Annotated in this window: 21 protein-coding genes; 17 read left to right on the top strand and 4 right to left on the bottom strand. The window is 68.9% G+C overall.

Annotated elements, in window-relative coordinates; translation table 11 throughout:
• Positions 1-27 precede the first annotated feature (27 nt).
• The 11 genes from AC2JAJ_RS05320 (at position 28) to AC2JAJ_RS05270 (ending at position 11,949) form a co-directional block, all read left to right on the top strand.
• Entirely contained in the window at positions 28-990 is a 963-nt protein-coding gene (locus AC2JAJ_RS05320; RefSeq protein ID WP_486416604.1) for a sigma-70 family RNA polymerase sigma factor, read from the top strand.
• 152 nt (positions 991-1,142) lie between these two features.
• Positions 1,143-1,679, top strand: coding sequence for a D-glycero-alpha-D-manno-heptose-1,7-bisphosphate 7-phosphatase (locus AC2JAJ_RS05315; RefSeq protein WP_486416605.1), 537 nt, complete (start codon positions 1,143-1,145; stop codon positions 1,677-1,679).
• Positions 1,679-2,767 carry a glycosyltransferase family 9 protein gene (locus tag AC2JAJ_RS05310; RefSeq protein ID WP_486416606.1) on the top strand — a complete coding sequence of 363 codons (1,089 nt, stop codon included), beginning with the start codon at positions 1,679-1,681 and terminating at the stop codon, positions 2,765-2,767. The genes AC2JAJ_RS05315 and AC2JAJ_RS05310 overlap by 1 nt, the downstream gene beginning before the upstream one ends.
• A complete protein-coding gene (locus AC2JAJ_RS05305) occupies positions 2,764-3,798 on the top strand; it encodes a glycosyltransferase (protein WP_486416607.1) in 1,035 nt (344 codons plus the stop codon). Before AC2JAJ_RS05310 ends, AC2JAJ_RS05305 begins: the two co-directional genes overlap by 4 nt.
• Entirely contained in the window at positions 3,795-5,048 is a 1,254-nt protein-coding gene (locus AC2JAJ_RS05300) for a glycosyltransferase (RefSeq protein WP_486416608.1), read from the top strand. The genes AC2JAJ_RS05305 and AC2JAJ_RS05300 overlap by 4 nt, the downstream gene beginning before the upstream one ends.
• Positions 5,045-5,770: a D-sedoheptulose-7-phosphate isomerase gene (locus tag AC2JAJ_RS05295; RefSeq protein WP_486416609.1), complete on the top strand. Its 726-nt coding sequence runs from the start codon at positions 5,045-5,047 to the stop codon at positions 5,768-5,770. Before AC2JAJ_RS05300 ends, AC2JAJ_RS05295 begins: the two co-directional genes overlap by 4 nt.
• Positions 5,767-7,200, top strand: a complete 1,434-nt coding sequence (locus AC2JAJ_RS05290) for a PfkB family carbohydrate kinase (protein ID WP_501053401.1) — start codon at positions 5,767-5,769, stop codon at positions 7,198-7,200. Before AC2JAJ_RS05295 ends, AC2JAJ_RS05290 begins: the two co-directional genes overlap by 4 nt.
• Positions 7,201-7,251: 51 nt before the next feature.
• Positions 7,252-7,968 (top strand): SDR family oxidoreductase, encoded by a 717-nt coding sequence (locus AC2JAJ_RS05285; RefSeq protein ID WP_486416610.1) that lies wholly within the window; start codon positions 7,252-7,254, stop codon positions 7,966-7,968.
• A 71-nt stretch (positions 7,969-8,039) separates the two neighbouring features.
• Complete coding sequence (locus AC2JAJ_RS05280; protein WP_486416611.1) at positions 8,040-9,467, top strand: aldehyde dehydrogenase family protein; 1,428 nt, start codon at positions 8,040-8,042, stop codon at positions 9,465-9,467.
• The gene (gene rfaE2 / locus AC2JAJ_RS05275) at positions 9,464-10,999 is read left to right on the top strand and encodes a D-glycero-beta-D-manno-heptose 1-phosphate adenylyltransferase (RefSeq protein WP_486416612.1); all 1,536 of its coding nucleotides are present in this window, start codon (positions 9,464-9,466) and stop codon (positions 10,997-10,999) included. The genes AC2JAJ_RS05280 and rfaE2 overlap by 4 nt, the downstream gene beginning before the upstream one ends.
• Before the next feature lie 32 nt (positions 11,000-11,031).
• Positions 11,032-11,949, top strand: a complete 918-nt coding sequence (locus tag AC2JAJ_RS05270) for a spermidine synthase (protein ID WP_486416613.1) — start codon at positions 11,032-11,034, stop codon at positions 11,947-11,949.
• On the opposite strand, the gene AC2JAJ_RS05265 is transcribed toward AC2JAJ_RS05270, so the two are convergent.
• Positions 11,946-12,842 (bottom strand): LysR family transcriptional regulator, encoded by an 897-nt coding sequence (locus tag AC2JAJ_RS05265; RefSeq protein ID WP_486416614.1) that lies wholly within the window; start codon positions 12,840-12,842, stop codon positions 11,946-11,948. The genes AC2JAJ_RS05270 and AC2JAJ_RS05265 overlap by 4 nt on opposite strands.
• Before the next feature lie 127 nt (positions 12,843-12,969).
• Between AC2JAJ_RS05265 and AC2JAJ_RS05260 the strand changes: the two genes are divergently transcribed.
• Both AC2JAJ_RS05260 and AC2JAJ_RS05255 read left to right on the top strand, forming a co-directional pair.
• Positions 12,970-14,346 (top strand): MFS transporter, encoded by a 1,377-nt coding sequence (locus AC2JAJ_RS05260; RefSeq protein WP_221385353.1) that lies wholly within the window; start codon positions 12,970-12,972, stop codon positions 14,344-14,346.
• Between the two features lie 49 nt (positions 14,347-14,395).
• On the top strand, positions 14,396-15,145 hold the full coding sequence (locus AC2JAJ_RS05255) for a 3-hydroxybutyrate dehydrogenase (protein ID WP_486416615.1): 750 nt from the start codon (positions 14,396-14,398) through the stop codon (positions 15,143-15,145).
• A 10-nt stretch (positions 15,146-15,155) separates the two neighbouring features.
• Here the strand turns inward: AC2JAJ_RS05255 and AC2JAJ_RS05250 are convergent, their stop codons facing one another.
• Positions 15,156-15,419, bottom strand: coding sequence for a hypothetical protein (locus tag AC2JAJ_RS05250; RefSeq protein WP_486416616.1), 264 nt, complete (start codon positions 15,417-15,419; stop codon positions 15,156-15,158).
• A gap of 169 nt (positions 15,420-15,588) precedes the next feature.
• On the bottom strand, positions 15,589-15,981 hold the full coding sequence (locus AC2JAJ_RS05245) for a winged helix-turn-helix transcriptional regulator (RefSeq protein ID WP_221385356.1): 393 nt from the start codon (positions 15,979-15,981) through the stop codon (positions 15,589-15,591).
• 122 nt (positions 15,982-16,103) lie between these two features.
• Here AC2JAJ_RS05245 and AC2JAJ_RS05240 point away from each other — a divergent pair, with 122 nt between their 5' ends.
• Positions 16,104-16,967: an SDR family oxidoreductase gene (locus tag AC2JAJ_RS05240; protein ID WP_486416617.1), complete on the top strand. Its 864-nt coding sequence runs from the start codon at positions 16,104-16,106 to the stop codon at positions 16,965-16,967.
• Positions 16,968-17,042: 75 nt separating this feature from the next.
• Here AC2JAJ_RS05240 and AC2JAJ_RS05235 read toward each other — a convergent pair whose 3' ends face one another.
• Entirely contained in the window at positions 17,043-18,530 is a 1,488-nt protein-coding gene (locus AC2JAJ_RS05235) for an amino acid permease (RefSeq protein WP_486416618.1), read from the bottom strand.
• A gap of 240 nt (positions 18,531-18,770) precedes the next feature.
• Here AC2JAJ_RS05235 and AC2JAJ_RS05230 point away from each other — a divergent pair, with 240 nt between their 5' ends.
• The 3 genes from AC2JAJ_RS05230 (at position 18,771) to hutH (ending at position 23,082) form a co-directional block, all read left to right on the top strand.
• Positions 18,771-19,658: an IclR family transcriptional regulator gene (locus AC2JAJ_RS05230; RefSeq protein ID WP_486416619.1), complete on the top strand. Its 888-nt coding sequence runs from the start codon at positions 18,771-18,773 to the stop codon at positions 19,656-19,658.
• A gap of 129 nt (positions 19,659-19,787) precedes the next feature.
• Complete coding sequence (gene hutU, locus AC2JAJ_RS05225; RefSeq protein ID WP_486416620.1) at positions 19,788-21,485, top strand: urocanate hydratase; 1,698 nt, start codon at positions 19,788-19,790, stop codon at positions 21,483-21,485.
• 4 nt (positions 21,486-21,489) lie between these two features.
• Positions 21,490-23,082, top strand: a complete 1,593-nt coding sequence (gene hutH, locus AC2JAJ_RS05220) for a histidine ammonia-lyase (protein WP_486416621.1) — start codon at positions 21,490-21,492, stop codon at positions 23,080-23,082.
• Positions 23,083-23,103 lie beyond the last annotated feature (21 nt).

Genomic DNA, 23,103 nt, shown 5'->3' with positions numbered 1-23,103 from the left:
GGAACCCAGACCGAGGGACAACGATCCATGCCCGAATCCTTTGCCGCACTTGCCGTGGATACTACGCGAGTCCAGGAACAGCATCCAGAACCACAACAGAATCCAGCCCCGCCCTCCTCGTCGGGCCGGCTGCGGGAAACCTTCGAGAATGAGCTGGTCCTGAGGTACCTGGACCTGGCCGAGGCCCTGGCTGCCCGCTTCGAGGGCCGTGGCCGGGAACGGGCGGACTTGAACCAGGTTGCCTACCTGGGCCTGGTGAAGGCGGCCCGCGGCTTTGACCAGGCCAAGGGCGAGAGCTTCCCTGCCTATGCAGCGCCAACCATCACGGGTGAACTCAAAAGGTACCTGCGTGACCGGACGTGGGTTGTGCGCCCGCCCCGCCACATCCAGGACCTGCGAACCCGGCTCTTCCGGACAGAGCCGGAGCTGACCCAGTCACTCGGCAGGAGCCCCAGCGTGGAGGAACTGGCCGGCGAACTGGGAACGGACCCCGCAGAGGTGCAGGAAGCTATCTCGGCCTCCAGCAGCATGCACCCGGATTCACTGGATGCCGTGAACCCGAACTCGGACGCACCCTCCATCGGCGAGATGCTGGCCTGCCCGGACGCGCCGCTGGAACGGCTCGAAGAACTGGCGTGCCTCCGCGACGCCATGCAGGACCTGGATGGCCCGGACCGGGAGCTTCTTTACCGCCGCTACTTCTGCGAGGAAACGCAGGTCCAGCTGGGCAAACGGCTGGGCATGTCGCAAATGCAGGTATCCCGCCGCCTGGCCAAGGTCCTGGTGGAACTGCAGCGCCGGCTGGAGGCCAGCGCGCACACCTGCGGCCCGGAAGCCGAGGGTGGCATGGGAACCGAAAGCAGGGCTTTCGGCTCAGACCGGTTTGCTGGCTCCGGAACGGCGTTCCGGCACCTGCGGACGGCTGGCAACCCGTCCCCCGGAGGCGCCGCCACCCGCCGCCGGTTCGGCGGCGGGACCAGGGCGAACTAGACGCCTGCGGGTTGGTCCGGGACTGCGCACCAGCACCAGCACCAGCAAAACCCTATCTTGCCTGTTCAGTGTCGGCCGCCGGCCATGGTCCGGAGGCCGGGAAAAGCCCGCGGCCCTGTTTAGGAGCCGCAGGAGGAGGGAACAGGGTGGTTATGGAAAGCTCCGAAACCTCCAACCTCAGGGCTGTCCTGTTCGACCGGGACGGGACCCTGGTGGTCGATGTGCCATACAACGGCGATCCGGACCTGGTCCAGCCAATGCCTGGAGCCAAGGAGGTCCTGGACGGCCTCCGGGCCGCAGGCATCGCCACGGGCGTCATCAGCAACCAGTCCGGCATCGCCCGGGGCCTGATAACTCCCGGCGACGTGGCCAGGGTCAACGCCAAAGTGGAAGAACTGCTGGGCCCGTTCGATGTGTGGGAAATCTGCCCCCACTCCGAACAGGACCGCTGCGCCTGCCGCAAACCTGCACCGGGCATGGTGCAGAACGCGTGCCACAAACTCGGGATCAGCGCATCCCAGGCTGCCCTGATCGGCGATATAGGAGCCGACGTGGGAGCCGCGGAAGCCGCCGGAGCCATCGGCGTCCTTGTTCCCACTCCCGTCACCCGCGCGGAGGAAGTGGCCGGGGCGCGGCTGGTGGCCGCTGACCTCGCCTCCGCCGTCGGCCTGCTCCAGGCGGCGCCCTGATGGGGCGCGTGCTGGTGGCCCGGCTGGACAGCATGGGCGACGTCCTGCTCGCTGGTCCCGCCGTCCGGGCGGTAGCAAACGGAAGGGGCCATGCCGGCAGCGGGAACAACCATGTCGTGATGCTGTGCGGCCGGCAGGGGGAATCCGCCGCCGGCCTGCTGCCGGGTGTCGCCGAGGTCTACAGCTGGGACAGCCCCTGGATCATGAACCCGGCGCCGAAGATGACCGGCCCGCACGCAGACCGGCTGATCGATTACGTCCGCAACTCAAGGATCACCGAAGCCGTGATCCTGACTTCCTTCCACCAGTCGCCGCTGCCGCTGGCGCTGCTCTTGCGGCTCGCGGGCGTGGAACGCATCACCGGGGCCTCCACCGACTACGCCGGGTCCCTCCTGGACATCCGGTTAAAGCCCGGGGAAGACTTCCCCGAAGACCAGCCGGAGGCGGAGCGGGCGCGTGGCATTGCCGAGGCCGCGGGATTCCGGCTGCCCGCCGGGGACGACGGAAAGCTGCACGTGAAATCTGTTCCTGACGTCACCGGGCTGGTCGGCGCGGACCCTTACATCGTGGTCCACCCGGGAGCAGCGGTCCCTGCCAGGGCCTGGCCCCCGCTGCACCACGCCGCCGCCGTCGAACTCCTCCAAGGTGCGGGGCACCGTGTGGTGGTCACCGGCGGACCCGGTGAAACCTCGCTCACCGCCACCGTTGCGGGCCCCTCGGCACTGGACCTCGGCGGCTGTACCGACCTTGATGCCATGGCCGGCGTCATGGCCGGAGCGGAGGCGGTGGTCACGGGTAATACCGGCCCCGCCCACCTTGCCGCCGCCGTGGGCACCCCGGTGGCCTGCCTGTTTTCCCCCGTGGTCCCGGCCATCCGCTGGGCACCGTACGGGGTTCCGCTGGAGCTCCTGGGCGACCAGAATGCGGCCTGCCGGATGACCCGGGCCAGGGTGTGCCCGGTCCCGGGCCACCCATGCCTGGACTCTGTCTCACCGGAGGAAGTAGTGGCGGCAGTGGAACGCCTTATCAGCGGAGTGAGCTCCTTCAGCACCCACGTCAGCACCCGTAGAAAGGCCCGCAACAGATGAGAATCCTGCTCTGGCATGTCCACGGATCCTGGACGGACGCCTTCGTCCGCGGCCGCCACGAATATTTGCTGCCCGTCCTGCCCGAAGGCGGAGCCTGGGGCCTGGGCCGGGCGGGCCGGAATTGGCCCGAATCGGTCCGGGAGGTGGACTTGGCGACGCTCGACGCAGACGCCGTGGACGCCGTCGTGCTGCAACGGCCCGAAGAAATCGACGAAGTGGCGCGTTCGCTGGGACGCACCCCCGGCGTGGACCTGCCCGCGGTTTTCGTGGAACACAACACGCCCAAGGGAAACTTCCCCAACATCCCCCACCCGCTGGCGGACCAGGACCTCATTCCGGTCGTCCACGTGACCCACTTCAACCGGCTCGCGTGGGACAACGGTTCCGCCCCCACCACCGTCATCGAGCACGGAATCCCGGACCCCGGCCACCTCTACACGGGTGAGCTGCCGGAACTCGGCGTCGTCGTCAATGAGCCGGTGCGGCGCGGCCGGGTGACAGGCACGGACCTGCTGCCGGCCTTCGCAGGAGTGGCTCCGCTGCAGGTCTTCGGGATGAAGACCGACGGACTTGCCGCCGCCACCGGGATCGACGCATCCCGGCTGACGGCCCGCGGCGACCTGCAAACGAAGGACCTGCACCGGGAACTGGCACGCTGCCGGGCCTATGTGCACCCGATGCGCTGGACGTCCCTGGGCCTGTCGCTATTGGAGGCCATGCACCTGGCTATGCCAGTGGTGGTCCTTGCCGCTACCGAGGCCCCGCGTGCGGTGCCGCAGGAAGCCGGCGTGGTGTCCGCCGACGTCGACGAGCTGCTCCGCTGCGCGGCGCGGCTGGTTGCCAATCCGGAGGAAGCCCGACGGCGGGGGCTCGCCGCCCGGGAGGCGGCGCTGGAACGCTACGGCCTGGGCAAGTTCCAGGACCGCTGGGACGAGCTCCTGGCAGACCTGCGCAACCGGCCCCGCCGATCCGTCAACGAGCGCCGGGACGAGCGGATCCTCGTGCCGGCCGGGGAGAGGAAGATTCTATGAAAATCGCCATGGTTTCCGAGCACGCAAGCCCGCTGGCGGCACTGGGCGGAGTAGACGCCGGCGGCCAGAACGTGCACGTCGCCGCATTATCCGAGGCGCTCGCCAAACGGGGCCACCACGTCACCGTCTACACGCGCAGGGATGCGACGGAGCTTCCCGAAAGGGTCCGGGTGGGGCGCCGGTTCGAGGTGGTCCACGTCGACGCCGGGCCAGCACGGCACGTGCCCAAGGACGAGCTGCTGCCCTACATGGGTGAACTGGCGGACGGCGTTGCCAGGGATTGGGGGCAGCGGCCGCCGGACGTGGTGCACGGCCATTTCTGGATGTCCGGGCTCGCTGCGCTGGACGCGGCGAGGCGGCCGGAGACCGGGTACCGGGTGCCGATGCTTCAGACTTTCCACGCGCTCGGGACGGTCAAGCGGCGGCACCAGGGCGTCGAGGACACCAGCCCGGAGGAACGGCAATGGCTGGAACCCGGGGTGGGCCGGGCCGCGGACCGCATCATCGCCACCTGCTCCGATGAGGTGTTCGAACTCAAGGCCATGGGCATCGCGACGGGCAAGATCTCCATCGCCCCCTGCGGCGTGGACCTGGACGTCTTCGGAGCCACCGGCCCCGCCGCCCCCAGAACCCGCCGTTACCGCATCCTGTCCGTGGGCCGCCTGGTGCCGCGCAAGGGCGTCGACCTGGTGATCCGTGCGCTGCCGTTCCTGTTGGCGGCAGGATTCGACGACGTCGAACTCCTGATCGTCGGCGGCGGCGGGGACAGCAACACCCTGAACAATGATCCGGAGATCCGCCGCCTGCTGGGCCTTGCCGCCGAGCTGGGTGTCTCGGAACAGGTCACGCTGCAGGGCCAGGTCTCGCGCGGCGAAATGCCCGGCATCTTCCGCAGCGCCGACGCCGTGGTCTGCGCTCCGTGGTACGAGCCGTTCGGGATCGTGCCGCTGGAGGCGATGGCCTGCGGTGTGCCGGTGGTGGCCGCCGCCGTCGGGGGTCTGCGCGACACCGTGGTGGACCACGCCACGGGCCTGCACGTGCCGCCGCGCGATCCGGAGGCCATCGGCTCGGCCCTGTCCCTGCTGCTGGAGAACCCCGCCCTGCGGGCCAGCCTTGGCCGCGCCGGCGAGCAGCGGGCCCGCACCCGCTACTCCTGGGACCGGGTTGCCGCCGAAACCGAGAAGGCTTACCAGCTTGCCGCCGCCGGAACCCCGGTGGGCGCTATTCCGATGGAAGGAGCGGCCCTGTGACTACCGAGTGGTCCCTGCGTGAAGCCGACCTCCGCGCCCTGACAACGCCCCCCGCACTGCCGGCCGTACTGCCCGGTGCCACCTTCGTGGATCCCGACAGTGCCGATGCCGTCCGCGCGCACCTGGACAGCGTGCTGCCGGCCCTGGACTCCCTGCGGAGCCAATCCGGCCGGCTGGCCGCCTGGGGTGTAGAGCTTGCGCAGCGGCTGCTGCGCGGACAGCGGCTCCTTGCCGCCGGAAACGGTGGTTCCGCCGCCGAGGCGCAGCACCTGACCGCCGAACTGGTGGGGCGGTTCGACGGCGAGCGCGTCCCGTTCTCCGCCATCTCCCTGCACGCGGAATCGTCCGCGGTGACGGCGATCGCCAACGATTACGGGTACGACGACGTCTTCGCCCGCCAGGTGCGTGCACACGGACGCTCCGGCGACGTGCTGATGCTGCTGTCCACCAGCGGCAGGAGCCCCAACCTGCTGCGCGCCGCCGAGGCGGCAGGCCGGCTGAACGTGACCACCTGGGCACTCACCGGCACCGGCCCGAACCCACTGGCAGACGCCTGCGATGAGGCCGTCATGGTCGACGCACCCAACTCCAACGCCCAGGAAGGGCACCTGATTGCCCTGCATGCGGTCTGCCGCGCCTTCGACCTCGAGGTGGGCAGGCACACCCCGGATGCCGGACCAGGTGCGGCCAACGGCGGGTGGCGGAACGGCGGCAGGCCATGAGGGTCGTGGTGGTGGGCGACGTGATGCTGGACGTGGACCTCTCCGGCGAGGCCACCCGGCTCAGCCCCGACGCGCCAGTTCCCGTCGTCGATGTTTCCGGCGTCCGCCGCCGTGCCGGCGGTGCCGGCCTGGTGGCGCGGATGCTGGCCCAGGACGGCTGGCCCGTCACCCTGGTGACGGTACTGGGGGAGGACGACGCCGGCAGCCAGCTGCGCTCGCACCTCGCCGGGGTGCGGCTCGTCGCCGGAACCACGGGCTACCCGTCACCGGTGAAGACGCGGGTACGGGCCGGATCCCATCCCGTGGTCCGCTTCGACCAGGGGTGCGCGAAAACCCCGGTTCCCGACGTCAGCCCAGCCATGCTCCGGGCGGTGGAAAAAGCCGGCGTGATCATCGTGGCGGACTACGGCAGGGGACTGGCGGCCAACCCCCGGCTGCGGGAGCTCCTGTCCCGCCTGGCACCCGATGTCCCCATTGTCTGGGACCCCCACCCCTCCGGCCCGGACCCGGTACCGGGCGTGGCCGTGGTGACACCCAACATCTCCGAAGCCACCAAGGCCGCGCAGTCGGTTGCCGCGGCGAAAGCCTCCGGGGCCCGGCCTGCCGCGGCGGAAGGCCCCTCCGGGGACCAGGCCGCGGAGGTGGCCGCGATCCTGCTGGAGCGCTGGCAGAGCCGCGCAGTGCTGGTCACCAGGGGCGAGGAAGGGGCCGTCCTGCTGCGCCAGGGCGACCCGTCCGCCCATGCTGTTCCCGCGCCGAGGGTGCAAGCAGGCGACCCCTGCGGCGCCGGCGACCGCCTCGCCGCCAGCCTTGCCATGCACCTCCTGGCCGGCCGCGATCTTCTGGACGCCGCGGCCCTGGCAGTGCATGACGCAGCCGACTTCCTCGCCGCCGGGGGAGTGTCGGCGCTGCCCGATACCGGCGCCGATGACGCTGCTGCCGGAAAGCCGGGACCTGGCGCCGCCGGCCGGCGCACCACCGAACCGCTGCTCCTGGCCCGCTCAGTGCGGGAAAGCGGAGGAAAGGTGGTGGCCACCGGCGGCTGCTTCGACCTGCTGCACGCCGGGCATGTCCGGTCCCTCGCCGCGGCAAGGGAACTTGGGGACTGCCTGATCGTCTGCCTCAACTCCGACGACTCCGTGCGGCGGCTCAAAGGCCCGGAACGCCCCATCATCGGCCAGCACGACCGGGCCGAACTGCTCCTGGCCATGGAATGCGTGGACGCGGTGATGGTCTTCGACGAGGACACTCCCGAAGCCGCACTGGACCGCCTCCGGCCGGACATCTGGGTCAAGGGCGGCGACTACAAGGGAGCCCGCCTGCCCGAAGCCGGCCTGGTGGAAAGCTGGGGCGGCCAATGCCTCACCGTCCCGTTCCATCCGGCCCGTTCCACCACCGGCCTGGCCAACGCACTCGCCAAGGTCAGCTGACCGGATTCCCGATTTTCGAACTGTCTTGTTTTCCCCGTTGAAAGGAACACCATGACCGCAGAGTCAACTGCCAACGCCACGCCCACGCCCGGACGCGTCCTGGTGACCGGAGGAGCCTCCGGGCTGGGGGCCGCCGTCGTCGACGCCGTCCTGCGCTCGGGCGGCACCCCGGTGGTCCTGGACCGCGACATCAGCAGCGTCTCCGGAGTGAAAGCCTTCGAAGTGGACGTGGCCGACCGAACGGCCGTGGAGCACGCCGTCCGGGAAGCCGCGGAGACCCTGGGCGGCCTGGACGCGGTGGTCACCGCTGCCGGCATCGACCGGTGCGGCAAGCTCGCCGACGTCGAGGCCACCGAATGGGAGAAGGTCATCGGGGTCAACCTGATGGGCACCGTCTCCGTGGTCCGCGCCGCGCTGCCGTACCTGAAGGAAACCCACGGCCGCGTGGTCACAGTGGCCTCCACCCTGGGCAAGCGCGCCGTGGCCGACGCCACCGCGTACTGCGCCTCCAAATTCGGCGTGGTGGGATTCAGCCACGCCCTCGCCGCGGAAACCGGCGGGGAAATCGGCGTCACCACCATGATCCCCGGCGGCATGAAGACCCGCTTCTTCGATGACCGCACCGAGCAGTACAAGCCGCAGGACGACTCCCGCCTCAACGATCCTGCCAACACCGCGCAGGCCATCCTTTTCGCGCTGAACCAGCCCACGGGCTGCGAGGTGCGCGAAATGCTGATCTGCCACGAGGAAGAGGGCTCCTGGCCCTAAACCGGCACCAGCAGCACCCATCCATCCATCCAGCACCGACCTATCCAGCATCGAAAGGCGGGAGGAACACCATGCCAACCACAGCCACCGAAACAACCCCGGGCAGTGCAGCAGCCGAGGGCTCCGGCATCACCATCCAGGACCCGCGCACAGATGAAGAACTCTGGACCGTGCCCCAGGCTTCCACCGAGGAGATTGCCCATGCCGTGAAGGTGGCACGCAGCGCCGCTGCCGGCTGGGCAGCCACCGCCCCCGCAGAACGGGGCGCCGCGTTGCGCACCGCCGCCAAGGCGCTCGACGCCGCCGCACAGGAACTCGCCGGGCTCAACGCCAGCGAAACCGGCAGGCCGGTGGAGGAAGCGCTCGCCGGGATCGGGGCCGCCGTCTCCACGTTGGAACAGTATGCAGAGCTGGGTCCGGTGCACCGCGGACACAGCCTGCGCGGCAACCGGCTTGCGTCCGACTACACCGTGGCCGAGCCGCGCGGCGTTGCCGTCCTTCTCACTCCGTGGAACGATCCCGTGGCGGTAGCCTGCGGCCTCATCGGTGCCGCCCTGGCCACCGGCAACGCCGTCATCCACAAACCCAGTGAGCGGTGTCCGCGGCTGGGCGAGGCGCTGGGCGAAGTCCTGGCGCCAACCTTCCCGGCCGGCGTCTTCCTGACCGTTTCAGGCGGCGCGGAGGTGGGAGCGCAGCTCTCGCAGGCGGACGTCGACGTGATTGCCCACGTCGGCTCCAGCGCATCCGGCGCCCGGATCGTCAGGGCAGCGGCCCTGACCGGGGCACACGTCATCCGGGAAAACGGCGGCAATGACCCGCTGCTCGTGGACAGCGGCGTGGACCCTGCGTGGGCGGCTGAACAGGCGGCCATCGGCGCCTTCAGCAACAGCGGACAGATCTGCACCTCGGTGGAGCGGATCTACGTCCACCGGGATATCGCGGAGGAGTTCTGCAGCGCGCTCCAAGCTGAGGCCGCGCGCCGGAACAGCAACGGCACGGTGGCACCCCTGGTTGACCGCCGGATGCGCGATGCAGTCCACGCCCACGTTTCCGGGGCCCTGGACCAGGGTGCCACGGCTGCTGAGGGCGGCGTCCTTCCGGACGGGCCGGGTTCTTTCTACCCTGCCACTGTCCTTCTCGGCTGCACCGAGGGGATGCAGGTCATGGCGGAGGAGACGTTCGGTCCGGTTGCCCCGGTACAGGTGGTGGACTCGTTCGACGACGGCCTGCGCCTGGCCTGCAGCGGCAAGTACGGGCTGGCCGCCACCGTCCTCAGTGCCAACATTGCCCACATCCAGCAGGCCGTGGCGTCGCTGCCAGTGGGAACCGTGAAGATCAACGAGGTCTTTGGCGGCGCTCCCGGCGGTGCGGCCCAGCCGCGCGGGGAAAGCGGTGCCGGGTTCGGGTACGGGCCGGAGCTGCTGGGCGAATTCACGCAGGTCAAGGTGGTGCACATCGCTGCGCCACCGGCCGCCGGGCAAGGGCAGGACCTGCCATGAGCGTATCCCCGGAGTCCATCGACCTCTCCACCCAGCGGGCCCTGTCCGAGTGGCTGCCCGGCAGGCTGGCCGAGGAGCAGCCATCCATCCTGGTGATCGGCGACGTCATGCTCGATGGCTGGTGGAGCGGCAGCATCGAACGGCTCTGCCGGGAAGCTCCGGCGCCCGTGGTGGACATCCAGTCGCGTGAATCGGTGCCCGGCGGGGCCGCCAACACTGCCATGAACCTGGCGGCCCTGGGCGCGAAGGTTTCCGTTGCCGGCATCATCGGCACCGACGACGCCGGCGGGGACCTGCGGCGGCAGCTGTCTGCGGCAGGCATCGATGTCCGGAACCTGCACGCGCACCCGGATATGGTGACCACCACCAAGATCCGGATCAGCAGCGGAGGCCAGGTGATGCTGCGCCTCGACGACTCGGCCAGGACGGTGCCAGCCGATGCCCTCGCCGCGCTGGCCGCTTTGGTGGGTGCCGCCGTCGAACGCCAGGACGCCGTGCTGGTGTGCGACTACGGCACGGGGGTGGTGGACGGTCCCGTCCGCGCCGCGCTCACCGCCGTCCTCGCGGAGGGCCCTGCAAGCGGGGACCGTCCGCTGGTGGTGGTCGATGCCCACGACCCGCGCCCCTGGGCTGCCCTGAAGCCTGACCTGGTGACGCCCAACGCGCAGGAAACCGCGCGCCTGCTCGACCGGAAGCTGCCGGAAGGGCAGGAGCGGGTGGAGGCCGTGGGGGCCCAGTCGGACGCTGTGCTGGAAAGCACCGGCGCGCGGGCGGTGGTGGTCACCCTGGACCGGGACGGCACCGTCCTGCTGACGCCCGACGGCGTGCGGCACCGGACATGGGCACGGCCGGCGGCCGAGAAACAGGCCTCCGGGGCGGGGGACACTTTTGTGGCCGCGCTGACAGTGGCCCGTGCCGCCGGCCTGCCCCTGACGGCAAGCCTCGACCTGGCCCAGGCGGCGGCCGACGTCGTGGTGCACCAGCCCGGCACGTCCGTCTGCAGCACCGCCCAGCTGAGCCGCTACCTCAAGGCGTTCGCGGACACGGCCCTCGGCGGGGACGAACTGCAGCGCCATGTGGAGCTGCACCGGGCCCAGGGCCAGCGGATCGTGCTGACCAACGGCTGCTTCGACGTGCTGCACAGCGGCCACACCCGCTACCTGAACCAGGCCAAGCAGCTGGGCGACATCCTGGTGGTGGCGCTCAACAGCGACGACTCGGTGCACCGGCTCAAGGGTGCCGGCAGGCCCATCAACACCATGGCAGACCGCGCTGCGGTGGTGGCCGCCCTCAGCTGCGTGGACTACGTGACCGTGTTCGACACCCCCACCGCCACGCCGCTGATCCAGCGGCTCCAGCCGGAGGTGTATGCCAAGGGCGGGGACTACACCCCCGAGATGCTGGCCGAGACGTCCGCGGTGGAGGAGTACGGCGGCAGGGTGGCCATCCTCGACTACGTGGCCGAGCGGTCCACTACGGCCGTGGTGAAGAGGATCCGCGACGGCGAAGGGGCCGCCAGCCCGGTCAACTAGGGTTGAGGCATGACTGAAGCGGGGCACGGGTAATGGGCAAACGCGGAAAGTCGGGAGGCCGGGGCCGGCCGGCAGCGGCCGCGGTGGAGGCGCCCAAGGGCCCGGGACCCCGGGGCGCTGCGGGGCCCGTTGAGGGCGTCTACTCCATCGATACCGGTGACTGCGAATTGATCGCGGACCAGGACAACAGCACGGGCTGGCTCCTGAAGATCAACGGCGTGATGAGCTCCCACATCGACCTCGCCGACCCCCTGTTCCTGGACTTCGAGTACATGCGGTGGATGGCGGCGCTGATCGAGTCCCGCTGGCCGCCGTCGGGCCCTTCCCCTGCCGGGGCGGCGCACAAGCTGCGCGGCCTGCACCTGGGCGGCGGCGCCTGCTCCATGGCGCGCTACTTCGCCGCCGTGTACCCGGATGCGCGGCAGGTGGTGGTGGAGCTGGACGGCAAGCTGGCAGAGTACGTCCGGGGCTGGTTCGACCTCCCCAAGGCGCCGCTGCTCCGGATCCGCGTGGGCGAGGCCCGCGCTGTGACGGAGACCCTCACAGCCCAGACCCGGGACTTCATCATCCGTGATGTCTTTGCGGGCGCCCATACCCCACGGCCGCTGACCACCGCGGAATTCATCACGCAGGCGAAGCGGGTCCTGGCCCCGGGCGGGCTGTACGTGGTCAATTCCGGCGATGCCCCGGACTTGAAGAATGCCCGTGAGGACGCCGCGACCATCGCGGCCGCCTTCAAGCACACGGTGATCGTCGCCGACCCCGCCATGCTCAAGGGCCGGCGGTACGGAAACATGGTGATGGCCGGCAGCGATGTCCCCTTCGGCGACGACCCGCAGCTGCGCCGACGCCTCCTGGGCGGGGCCGTCCCGGCGCACCTCTGGGACGATGCGCAGGTGCGGGCCTTCGCCGCCGGCACACCCGTCCGCCACGACCCCGCCGCGGTCTAACCCCGGCCCAGGAGCACCTCGCGATGCTCGGCCATCCGTTCCTGCAGCGCTTTGACGACGGCGGCCACGGCGGGGCGGCGCAGCGAGTCCGGGCGGAGGACCAGCCAGTAGGGGAGCAGTTCGCCGATGTCGTCCGGCAGCACCCGGACCAGGTCGTCATGGAGGTCGGCCATGAAGCAGGGCAGGAACCCCACCCCGGCACCGGCCCGGGTGGCCTCCACATGGACGAACACGTTGGTGGACGTCAGCCCCTCGCGCATCGCGGGAACCAGCCGCCGCGGCGCATCGAGGTCGTCCACCTGCAGCATGGAATCGACGAAGTAGACCAGCGGGTGGCCGTTGAGTTCGGCGACGGTCGCGGGGGTTCCGTACTCGGCCAGGTACTCCCTGGACGCGTACATTCCCAGCCGGTATTCGCCCAGCCGGATAGCCTCGGCCCGGTGCACCTGCGGCACGCCCACCACCACCTCGATGTCCAGGCCGGAGCGCTGCTGCAGGGCGCGCCTGGTCATGGTCACCACCTCCACGCTCAGGCCGGGGTGCTTCCGCCGCAGCTGCGCCACGGCCGGCGCGGCGATGTAGGCGCTGAAGCCGTCCGTCGCCGTCATACGCACCACGCCGGTGATGGGGTCCGGTGCCTGGCCCGACGGTCCCAGCGTCCCCAGCACCGACTCCACCTGCTCTGCCGCCTGTACTGCCCGTTCGCCGAGTTCCGTCAGTTCCCATCCGCCGGCCGCCCGGGCGAGGACCCGTCCGCCGAGCGACTTCTCGAGGGCGGCGATCCGGCGCGAGACCGTGGTGTGGTTCAAGCCCAGGGCCTGGGCCGCCGTCGTGAATTTGGCAGAGCGGGATACCGCGAGGAGGACCAGCAGGTCATCTGGGTTCGCTTTCATATCTGCAATTGTGCACACACCCACTGCCTCTTTGGTCATTGAAGAGCAGGGATTGTGCAGCAATACTCATCTGAGTCACTTGTGCTGGAGATCACAGCACGTGTCAATGTGGACACTGAGGAGAACCATGAGCGTTGAGCAACGCCAGGCCAATGAAGCCGGGCATGCACCCAAAGGATCAGGACTGAAGAAGATTGTTGCCGCTTCCATGGTGGGCACGGTGGTGGAGTGGTACGAGTTCTTCCTCTACGCCACCGCCGCCACCCTGGTCTTTGGCAAGTACTTCTTCCCGTCCACCGGCAATGAGCTGGACGGGATCATCCAGGCGTTCCTGACCTACGCCGTGGGCTTCATTGCCCGGCCCCTGGGCGGCATTGTCTTCGGCCAGATCGGCGACAAGCTGGGCCGCAAGCCCACCCTGCAGCTCACCATCATCATCATTGGTGTGTCCACGTTCCTGATGGGCTGCCTCCCCGGCTTCGCCGACATCGGATACCTTGCCCCCGCCCTGCTGGTGGTGCTGCGGTTCATCCAGGGCTTCGCCCTGGGCGGCGAATGGGGCGGCGCGGTCCTCCTGGTGGCCGAGCACAGCCCGAACAAGACGCGTGCCTTCTGGTCCAGCTGGCCGCAGGCCGCCGTCCCGGTGGGCAACCTGCTGGCCACCCTGGTGCTGTACATCATGTCCACCACCCTCAGCAGTGAGGCCTTCCTTGGATGGGGCTGGCGCGTCGCCTTCTGGCTCTCCGCCGTGATCGTCTTCGTGGGCTACTACATCCGCACCAACGTCAGCGAGTCGCCCATCTTCCTCGAGGCCAAGGAGCTGGTGGAGAAGGAACAGGCCGTCAGCTACGGCGTGTTCGAGGTGCTCCGCAAGTACCCCAAGGGCATCTTCCAGGCCATGGGCCTGCGATTCGCCGAAAACATCATGTATTACCTGGTGGTCAGCTTCGCGATCGTCTACCTCAAGAGCGTGCACAAGTACGACACCTCGTCGCTGCTGCTGGCGCTGCTGATCGCGCACGTCATCCACTTTGCGATCATTCCGCAGTACGGCCGGCTGGCCGACCGGATCGGCCGCAAGCCCGTCTACCTCGCCGGCGCCATCGCCGGTGCCACCTGGCCTTTCTTTGCCTTCCCGATGTTCGATACCCGCAACCCGCTGGTCATTGTCCTCGCGGTGACGATCGGCCTGTGCCTGCACGGGCTCATGTACGCCGGGCAGCCGGCCATCATGGCCGAAATGTTCCCCACCCGGATGCGGTACTCCGGTGCGTCCCTCGGCTCACAGGTGACGTCGATCTTCGCCGGTTCGCTGGCGCCCCTGCTCGCCACGCAGTGGCTCAAGGACACCGGTTCCTGGGTCCCCACCGCCATCTACCTGGTGGTTGCCTGCGCCATCACCGCCGCAGCGGTGCTGAGCCTGAAGGAAACCAAGGGCATCGCCCTGGAGGACGTGGACAAGGAAGACGCCGCCCGCGAAGGGCTGCTCACCGCCAGCCGCTGACGCTGGACACCGGACGTACTGGACACTTCGGCTACAAAGGAGATCTGCAATGGAAAACACGTTGAACGGACGCAAGGCGCTGGTCACCGGCGGTGCCAGCGGGATCGGCGCCGCGTGCGTCCGCGAGCTCGCGGCGCGGGGTGCCAAGGTGGTGGTGGCCGACGTCGACTCCGCCGCCGCTGCGGCCCTCGCCGACGAGGTGGGCGGCACCGCGTGGGCCGTTGACCTGCTGGACGTGGAGTCGCTGGCCACCCTGAACCTGGACTGCGACATCCTGGTGAACAACGCCGGGATCCAGTGCATCAGCCCCATCGAGGAGTTCGACCCCGCGGACTTCCGCCGCCTCATCACCCTGATGCTGGAGGCGCCGTTCCTGCTGGTCCGCGCGGCGCTGCCGCACATGTACGCCAACAAGTTCGGCCGGATCATCAACCTGTCGTCGGTGCACGGCATCCGGGCGTCCCCGTTCAAGAGCGCCTACGTCTCGGCCAAGCACGGGCTGGAAGGGTTGAGCAAGGTCACGGCGCTGGAGGGCGGTCCGCGCGGAGTCACCTCGAACTGCGTCAACCCCGGTTATGTGCGCACGCCCCTGGTGGAAAGCCAGATCGCGGCCCAGGCGCAGGTGCACGGCATCCCGGAGTCCGAAGTGCTGGCCAAGGTCATGCTCACCGAGGCGGCCATAAAGCGGCTGGTGGAGCCGGAGGAGGTGGCGTCCCTCGTGGGCTGGCTGGCCTCCGACAGTGCAGGCATGGTCACGGGAGCCAGCTACACGATGGACGGCGGCTGGTCCGCCCGCTGAAACCCTCCTCCTAGTCCAGGGGCTTGACCAGCCGGTGGTCGAAAAAGAAGACGCCGTAAGGGGTCTTCACCCCCACTGACCGGCGGTCCTGCCACACGACGACCCCTTCGCGCCTGCCGCTGAAGGGGTCGTCTGCCGTGACGGTGTCCCCAACCCGGTACGGGCAGCGGGGGGCCAGGGCGCGCGCTGCACGGCCGCCAATCCGCACCAGGTAAGAGCCGAGGCTTACCGGCCGGCCCATTCCGGACAGGTCCTCTATGTACTCCTTGACCATGGGAACCAACTCCTCGCGGCGGGCAGTGCGCCGCCTGCTAACGGTGCTGGTTGGCGGAACGCTCCCAGCGGAGGATGGTCCTCCCATTCCGGCCGCCACCGTACGGCTACGCTAGGCGCTATTCACACCAGCCACATTAGTAACAGGTACCCGATTTTACGAAGGGCCACTACTTGGCCGGCGTGGAGCCCTGTCCGCCAAGGATTTCCTCGGCGTTGTCGAACGCCCAGGCCACCAGGGGCACCAGGAGCGCGCTCAAGGCGTAACCGCGCTCCGTCAGGCTGTAATCCACGCGCGGCGGGATGACCGGCTGGGCCGTCCTGCGTACCAGGCCGTCGCGCTCAAGGGTCTTAAGGGTCTGTGCCAGCATCTTTTCGCTGATGCCCTCGGCCCGGCGCCGAAGGTCACTCCACCGCTGCTCGCCCTCGGACAGCGCAACCAGGACCAGGACGCCCCACTTGCTGGTGATGTGGTCCAGCACGGTACGGCTGGGGCATCCGGCCGGGAACACGCCGTCGGCAAAACCCAGGGGCAGGGGAGAGGGGTGCGGTGCTGCCTGCATGGAACCAGCTTACCTTTTGGTCAGTACCTTACTTCAAAGTGCGTACTCTCTTTCGGGAAGTATCGTCCGCTGCCCCCAGTTGTAATCCGTGACAGAGCGATACCAAACGAAAAGGAACCATCATGACCATCGTTGTTACAGGCGCCACCGGGCAGCTCGGCCGCCACGTCCTTGAAGCACTGCTGGAAAGCGGCGTTCCCGCCCAGGACATCGTGGCGGCAGGGCGGTCGGTTGAAAAGCTCGAAGACTTCGCCGCGCGCGGTGTGCGGTCCCAGGCCATGGACTACACCGATGCCGGTTCCGTGGAGGCCGCGCTGAAGGGCGCCAAGAGGGTGCTGCTGATCTCGGGAAGCGAAGTGGGCCAGCGCGTCGAACAGCACCGCACAGTGATCGACGCCGCGAAGGCTGCAGGGGTTGAACTGCTCGCCTACACCAGCATCGCCAACGCCGACACCACCGGTATGAAGCTCGCCGACGAGCACAAGGCCACCGAGGCCCTGCTGCGCGAATCCGGCGTCCCCTTCGTGCTGCTGCGCAACGGCTGGTACCTGGAGAACTACACCGAACAGCTTCCCGGGACCCTGGCCCAGGGGGCAGTGGCAGGAAGTGCCGGCAACGGCAGGGTCAGCGGCGCCGCGCGGGTGGACTACGCCCACGCCGCTGCCGCTGTGCTCGTGGCGGACGGCCAGGCCGGGATGGTGTACGAACTGGGCGGCGACGACGCCTTCAGCATGGCTGACCTCGCCGCGGAGATCAGCGCTGCAACGGGCAAAGCGGTCACCTACAACGACCTGCCCGCTGAAGACTACGCAGGCCTGCTCGCTTCCGTGGGCGTTCCCGAAGGGTTCGCGGAAATCCTTGCCGATTCAGACCTGGGCATCGCCCGGGGCGATTTGCTGGTCAGCAGCGGCGACCTGCGCAGGCTGATTGGGCGTCCGACGACGTCCCTCGCCGAAGCGGTCAGGTCCGCCGCAGCGTCGGCGTAGCGCGGTAGAACCAGAAGATGCCCGGCCTGTTCCTGGGCCGGGCGCCTTTGGTGCCCGCCGGGGTACCTTTGCCGCCTAGCTGCTCCGGTCTGCCCGGACCACAGGGAGCGGTGACGTTTCGTCCTCAAGGTGGGCCCGCCGTCGTCCGTCACCCTTGATCCACAGCCGGTATGCCAGGACCAGCAGCCCCAGCCACGCGGCACCCACGTACAGCGCGATCCGGGTGTCCTCGAAAGCGCCCAGGACGGCGATCACCAGCGCCATGAACGCGATGGTGAGGATCGAGGCAGCCGGCCACCATGGCGAGGGGAACTCCGACGCCGGCAGGCCCTTCCGCCCGATTTCCCGCTTCATGGCCACATGCGAGGCCAGGATCATCACCCAGACCCAGACGGTGGCGAAAGTGGCGATGGAGGCGATCAGCAGGAACACATCCTCGGGAATGACGGCGTTGAGGACCACGCCCACCAGCAGGATCCCGGCCATCATGACCACCGTCATCCAGGGGACGCCGTGCCGGGACACCTTGCCGAAAGCAAGTGGTGCGTGCCCCTGGTTGGAGAGCCCAAAGAGGATGCGTCCGGCGCCGAAGATGTCGCTGTTGATGGCCGACAACGCAGCCGTGATCACCACGGCGTTGAGGATGTGCGGGGCAGCCGGGATGCCAAGGCCGCTGAAGATCTGCACGAATGGGCTGCCGTTGCTGCCCACCTCGTCCCAGGGGAAGAGGCTCATGAGAACGCCCAGTGTCAGGACGTAGAACAGCAGTACGCGGACGGGAACGGTGTTCACTGCCTTGGGGATGACCTTCTTGGGATCTGCCGCTTCGCCGGCCGTGATGCCGAGTGTCTCAATCCCGCCGAAGGCGAACATCACCACGGCAAAGGATGCCAGGAGGCCTTCGAAACCGTTCGGGAACAGGCCGCCGTGGTCCACCAGGTTGCCCAGCCCCGGCGCGACGGTGGAACCGGCCGCCTGGAAGCCGAACATGATGATGGCAGCGCCGCCGGCGATCATCGCGATGATGGCAGCGACCTTGATGAGCGAGAACCAGAATTCCAGCTCTCCGAAGACCTTGACGCTGAGCAGGTTCAGGGCGGCCAGGAAGCAGATGACGGCCACGATCCAGATCCAGCGGTCCACCTGCGGGAACCAGAAGCCCATGTAGATGCTGAACGCCGTCACGTCCGCGATGGCCACGATGGCCATTTCGAACACGTAGGTCCAGCCGGTCACGAAGCCGGCCAGGGGGCCGAGGTAGCGGCTTGCGTACTGGCTGAAGGAGCCCGACACCGGGTGCCTGACGGCCATCTCGCCGAGGGCTCGCATCACCATGAAGACGGCCGCACCGCCGATGATGTAGGCGAGCAGCACTGCAGGGCCGGCCTTTTGGATGGCGGAGGCGGAGCCATAGAAGAGGCCGGTGCCGATCGCGGAGCCGAGGGCCATGAATCGGATGTGCCTGACGTTCAGGCCGCGGTTCAGGACGCTTCCGACGGCGGCTGGGAGCCTGTGCGTTCCGGCCTCGCCTTCGGTCCGGGTGGGGGTTGGGGCTGGTTGCATGCGAATACCTTCTCGTCATTGGGGAGGGGGCCGCTAACCAGCAGACCATTCCGGTGGCCGCCGTGACGGGGCTCACGCCGCCTTGGTGTCTTTCATTCCAGACTGTCTTTGCTGGATGGCGCGCCTTGTCTGGTATTTCAGACAGGATGGCTGGTAACGGCTCCCCTAGGTCGCCGTTGAGGGCGCAAGCTTGAGTACGGGATACCGGACACACAGCTACCCGGAAGGACCTTCCAGCCCATGAGCACTTCACTGAGCCCCGAAACACGAGGCCCCGAAACACGAGGCGCCGAAACGCGCGGCGCCGAAACGCGCGGCGCCGAAACAAAGACACCCCGCGCGGCGGCCAAGGTGTCCTCGAAGGTTCCGGCCGCGGAGAACACCCTGCGCATCCTCAAGCTCCTTGCTTCGCGGCGCGGCCCGATGGCGGCGTCCCAGATCGCGTCGAGCCTCGGCCTCCCGCGTTCCAGCGTCTACCACCTGCTGGGGGTGATGGAGGCCAACGGCTTCGTCCTCCACCTCCACGAGGAACAGCGCTACGGGCTCGGGATCAGCGCCTTTGAGCTCAGCTCCGCGTACTCACGGCAGGAGCCGCTGTCCCGCCTGGGCCGGCCGCTCCTGGCCAGCCTCGTGGACGCCATCGGGGAGAGCGCACACCTCGCGGTACTGCACGGACGGGACGTGCTCTACATCGTCGAGGAGCGGGCCAAGAACCGCCCGTCCCTGGTGACCGACGTCGGCGTCCGCCTTCCCAGCCACCTCACCGCCAGCGGGCGGGCCATCCTGGCGGCGCTGCCCAAATCCCAGGTCCGCGCCCTGTATCCGAACGCCGCGGCCTTCTCGGCGCGGCACGAGGTGGAGGGTGCCATCATGAAGTACTCGTCCCTGTCCTCCCACCTGGACCAGGTGCGGCAGCGCGGCTATGCCACCGAACACGGGGAGGTGACCCCCGGATTCGGGTCCATCGCGGCCGCGGTCACGGACCACCTGGGCTGGCCAACGGCGGCCGTTGCCGTCACGTTCCTCGAGGACAGGATGCCCGCGGATGAATGGCCCGCCCTGGCCGGGAGGGTGCAGAAAGCGGCCGACGAGTTGTCCCTCAGGCTCCACGGCCGCCCTGGCAAATAGAGCCGGTCCGGTTGTCTGCAATCCCGGACAGCAGGCCTGCAAATCCCCTGTGAAGGCCTCCTCCAAGGGGCTTTAGTTGATACAGAACTTCTTTCCTCCACCAGACACACACCACGAGAAGGAGCCACCATGGCACCCGCCGATTTCACCACCGGTGCCCGCCCGGTCAAAGCAGCCCGCGGCACTGAGCTCACCGCCAAGTCCTGGCAGACCGAAGCGCCGCTGCGCATGCTGATGAACAACCTGGACCCCGAGGTCGCCGAGCGCCCGGACGACCTGGTGGTCTATGGCGGCACCGGCCGCGCTGTCCGCTCCTGGGCCGCGTTCGACGCCATCACCCGCACCCTGGAAACGATGGAGAAGGACGAGACCCTCCTGGTCCAGTCCGGCAAGCCCGTGGGCGTCTTCCGCACCAACGAATGGGCTCCCCGGGTGCTGCTGGCCAACTCCAACCTGGTGGGCGACTGGGCCACCTGGCCTGAATTCCGCCGGCTCGAGGCCGAGGGCCTGATGATGTACGGCCAGATGACCGCCGGGTCCTGGATCTACATCGGCACCCAGGGCATCCTGCAGGGCACCTTCGAGACCTTCGCCGCGATCGCCCGCAAGCTCACCGGCGACGAGAACGGCACCCTCGCGGGCACCCTGACGCTGACCGGCGGCTGCGGCGGCATGGGCGGCGCCCAGCCGCTCGCCGTCACCCTGAATGAGGGCGCCTGCCTGATCGTCGACGTCGACGAAACGCGCCTGCGCCGCCGCGCCGGCAAACGCTACCTGGACGAGGTGGAAACGGACCTCGACGCAGCCATCGCCAAGGTCCTGAAGGCCAAGGAAGAGCGCCGCGGCTGGTCCGTGGGCTACGTGGGCAACGCCGCCGAAGTCTTCCCGGAAATCCTGCGCCGCCACAAGGCAGGCGAACTCACCGTGGACATCGTCACCGACCAGACCAGCGCCCACGATCCGCTGTCCTACCTCCCGGAGGGCATCTCCGTCGCCGAGTGGCACCGCGAAGCCGAAGCGGACCCGGAAGGCTTCACCAAGAAGGCCCAGGCGTCCATGGCCCGGCACGTGCAGGCCATGGTGGAATTCCAGGACGCGGGCGCCGAAGTCTTCGACTACGGCAACTCCATCCGCGACGAGGCCCGCAAGGGCGGCTACGGGCGTGCCTTCGAGTTCCCCGGCTTCGTTCCCGCCTACATCCGTCCGCTGTTCTGCGAGGGCCTGGGCCCGTTCCGCTGGGTTGCCCTGTCCGGCGATCCGGAGGACATCCGCGTCACTGACGAGGCCATCAAGGAGCTCTTCCCGGAGAACAAGCACCTGCACCGCTGGATCGACGCCGCCCAGGACCGCGTCGAGTTCGAGGGCCTGCCGGCCCGCATCTGCTGGCTCGGCTACGGCGAACGGCACAAGGCCGGGCTGCTGTTCAACCAGCTGGTCAAGGAAGGCAAGGTCAAGGCCCCCATCGTGATCGGCCGCGACCACCTCGACTCCGGGTCCGTCGCCTCCCCGTACCGCGAAACCGAGGCCATGGCGGACGGCTCGGACGCCATCGCCGACTGGCCGCTGCTGAACGCCCTCCTCAACACGGCCTCCGGCGCAACGTGGGTGTCCCTGCACCACGGCGGAGGCGTGGGCATCGGCCGGTCCATCCACGCCGGCCAGGTCTCCGTCGCCGACGGCACAGACCTCGCCGCGCAGAAACTCGAACGCCTCCTCACCAACGACCCGGGCATGGGCGTCATCCGCCACGCCGACGCCGGCTACGCACGCGCCCTGGACGTCGCCAAGGAACGCGGCGTCCGCATCCCGATGAACGAGAGCAAGTAAAACAATGACTGCGATTACCCACGAACCGCTCACCGTCACCCTTGGTCCCGCCGGCGTAACGCCCGGGGATGTGCTCGCCGTCGCGCGCCACAACGCCAAGGTGTCCATCGCGCCGGAAGCCCTGGAAACCGTCGCCAAGGTCCGCGCCCACATCGACGACCTCGCCTCCAGCGACATCCCCGCCTACGGCATCTCCACCGGCTTCGGCGCGCTGGCCAACCGCCACATCCCCAACGACCTGCGCACCCAGCTGCAGAAATCCCTGATCCGCAGCCACGCTGCCGGCATGGGTCCGGCCGTGGAGCGCGAAGTGGTCCGCGGAATCATGTTCCTTCGTGCCAAGACCCTGGCTTCCGGCCGCACCGGAGTGCGCCCGGTGGTCCTGCAGACCATGGTGGACGTCCTCAACGCCGGCATCACCCCGGTGGTCCGCGAATTCGGTTCGCTCGGCTGCTCCGGTGACCTCGCCCCGCTGTCCCACTGCGCGCTGGTCCTGATGGGCGAGGGTGAGGCGGAAGGGCCCGACGGCGTGACCTACGGCGGGCGGGGAGAGCAGCCTGTCGCTGAGCTGCTTGCAGCGCACGGCATCGAGCCGGTCACCCTTGCTGAAAAGGAAGGGCTGGCACTGGTCAACGGCACCGAGGGCATGCTGGGCATGCTCCTGATGGCCATCGCGGACCTTCGCCGGCTGCTGACGACGGCGGACATCACCGCTGCGCTCAGCATCGAGGCGCTGCTGGGCACCGACCAGGTGTTCCTGCCGGAACTGCACGCGGCCCTGCGCCCCCATCCCGGCCAGGCAGCCAGCGCCGACAACATGCTCCGCGTACTCTCGGATTCACCGATCGTGGCTTCCCACAAGGTGGGGGACTCCCGGGTGCAGGACGCCTACTCGCTGCGCTGCGCCCCGCAGGTGGCAGGCGCCGTCCGTGACACCGTGGACCATGCCGAGCTGGTGGCCACCCGCGAACTGGCTGCCGCCATCGACAACCCGGTAGTCCTGCCGGACGGCCGGGTGAGCTCGAACGGCAACTTCCACGGCGCCCCCGTGGCCTACGTGCTGGACTACCTCGCCATCGCCGTCGCGGACCTCAGCTCCATCGCCGAACGCCGCACGGACAGGATGCTGGACCCGGCACGCTCCCACGGGTTGCCCGCGTTCCTCGCGGCCGACCCCGGCGTGGACTCCGGACTGATGATCGCCCAGTACACCCAGGCGGGGCTGGTTTCGGACAACAAGCGGCTGGCCGTCCCGGCGTCCGTGGATTCCATCCCCAGCTCGGCCATGCAGGAGGACCACGTGTCCATGGGCTGGCACGCGGCACGCAAGCTCCGCAAGGCAGTGGAGAACCTGCGCCGCGTCCTCGCCATCGAACTGGTGACGGCGGCACGGGCCCTGGACATCCGGACCCAGCTTTCCGGCGGGAAGCTGGTGCCCGGACCGGCCGGCACCGCTGTGGTGGAAGTGCTGCGGAAGGTGGTGGAAGGGCCGGGAACCGACCGGTTCCTTTCGCCCGAACTGGAAGCGGCGGACCGCCTGGTCGCATTGGGGGACGTGTGCGCGGCGGCCGAATCCGCCGTCGGCACCCTCGCCTGAAACCGAAGGATCTTCAGCTGC

The sequence above is a fragment of the Arthrobacter sp. MOO21 genome (genome assembly GCF_057369995.2).
The sequence above is the reverse complement of the archived record's forward strand: the minus strand, read 5'-3'. Positions and strand labels throughout refer to the sequence as shown.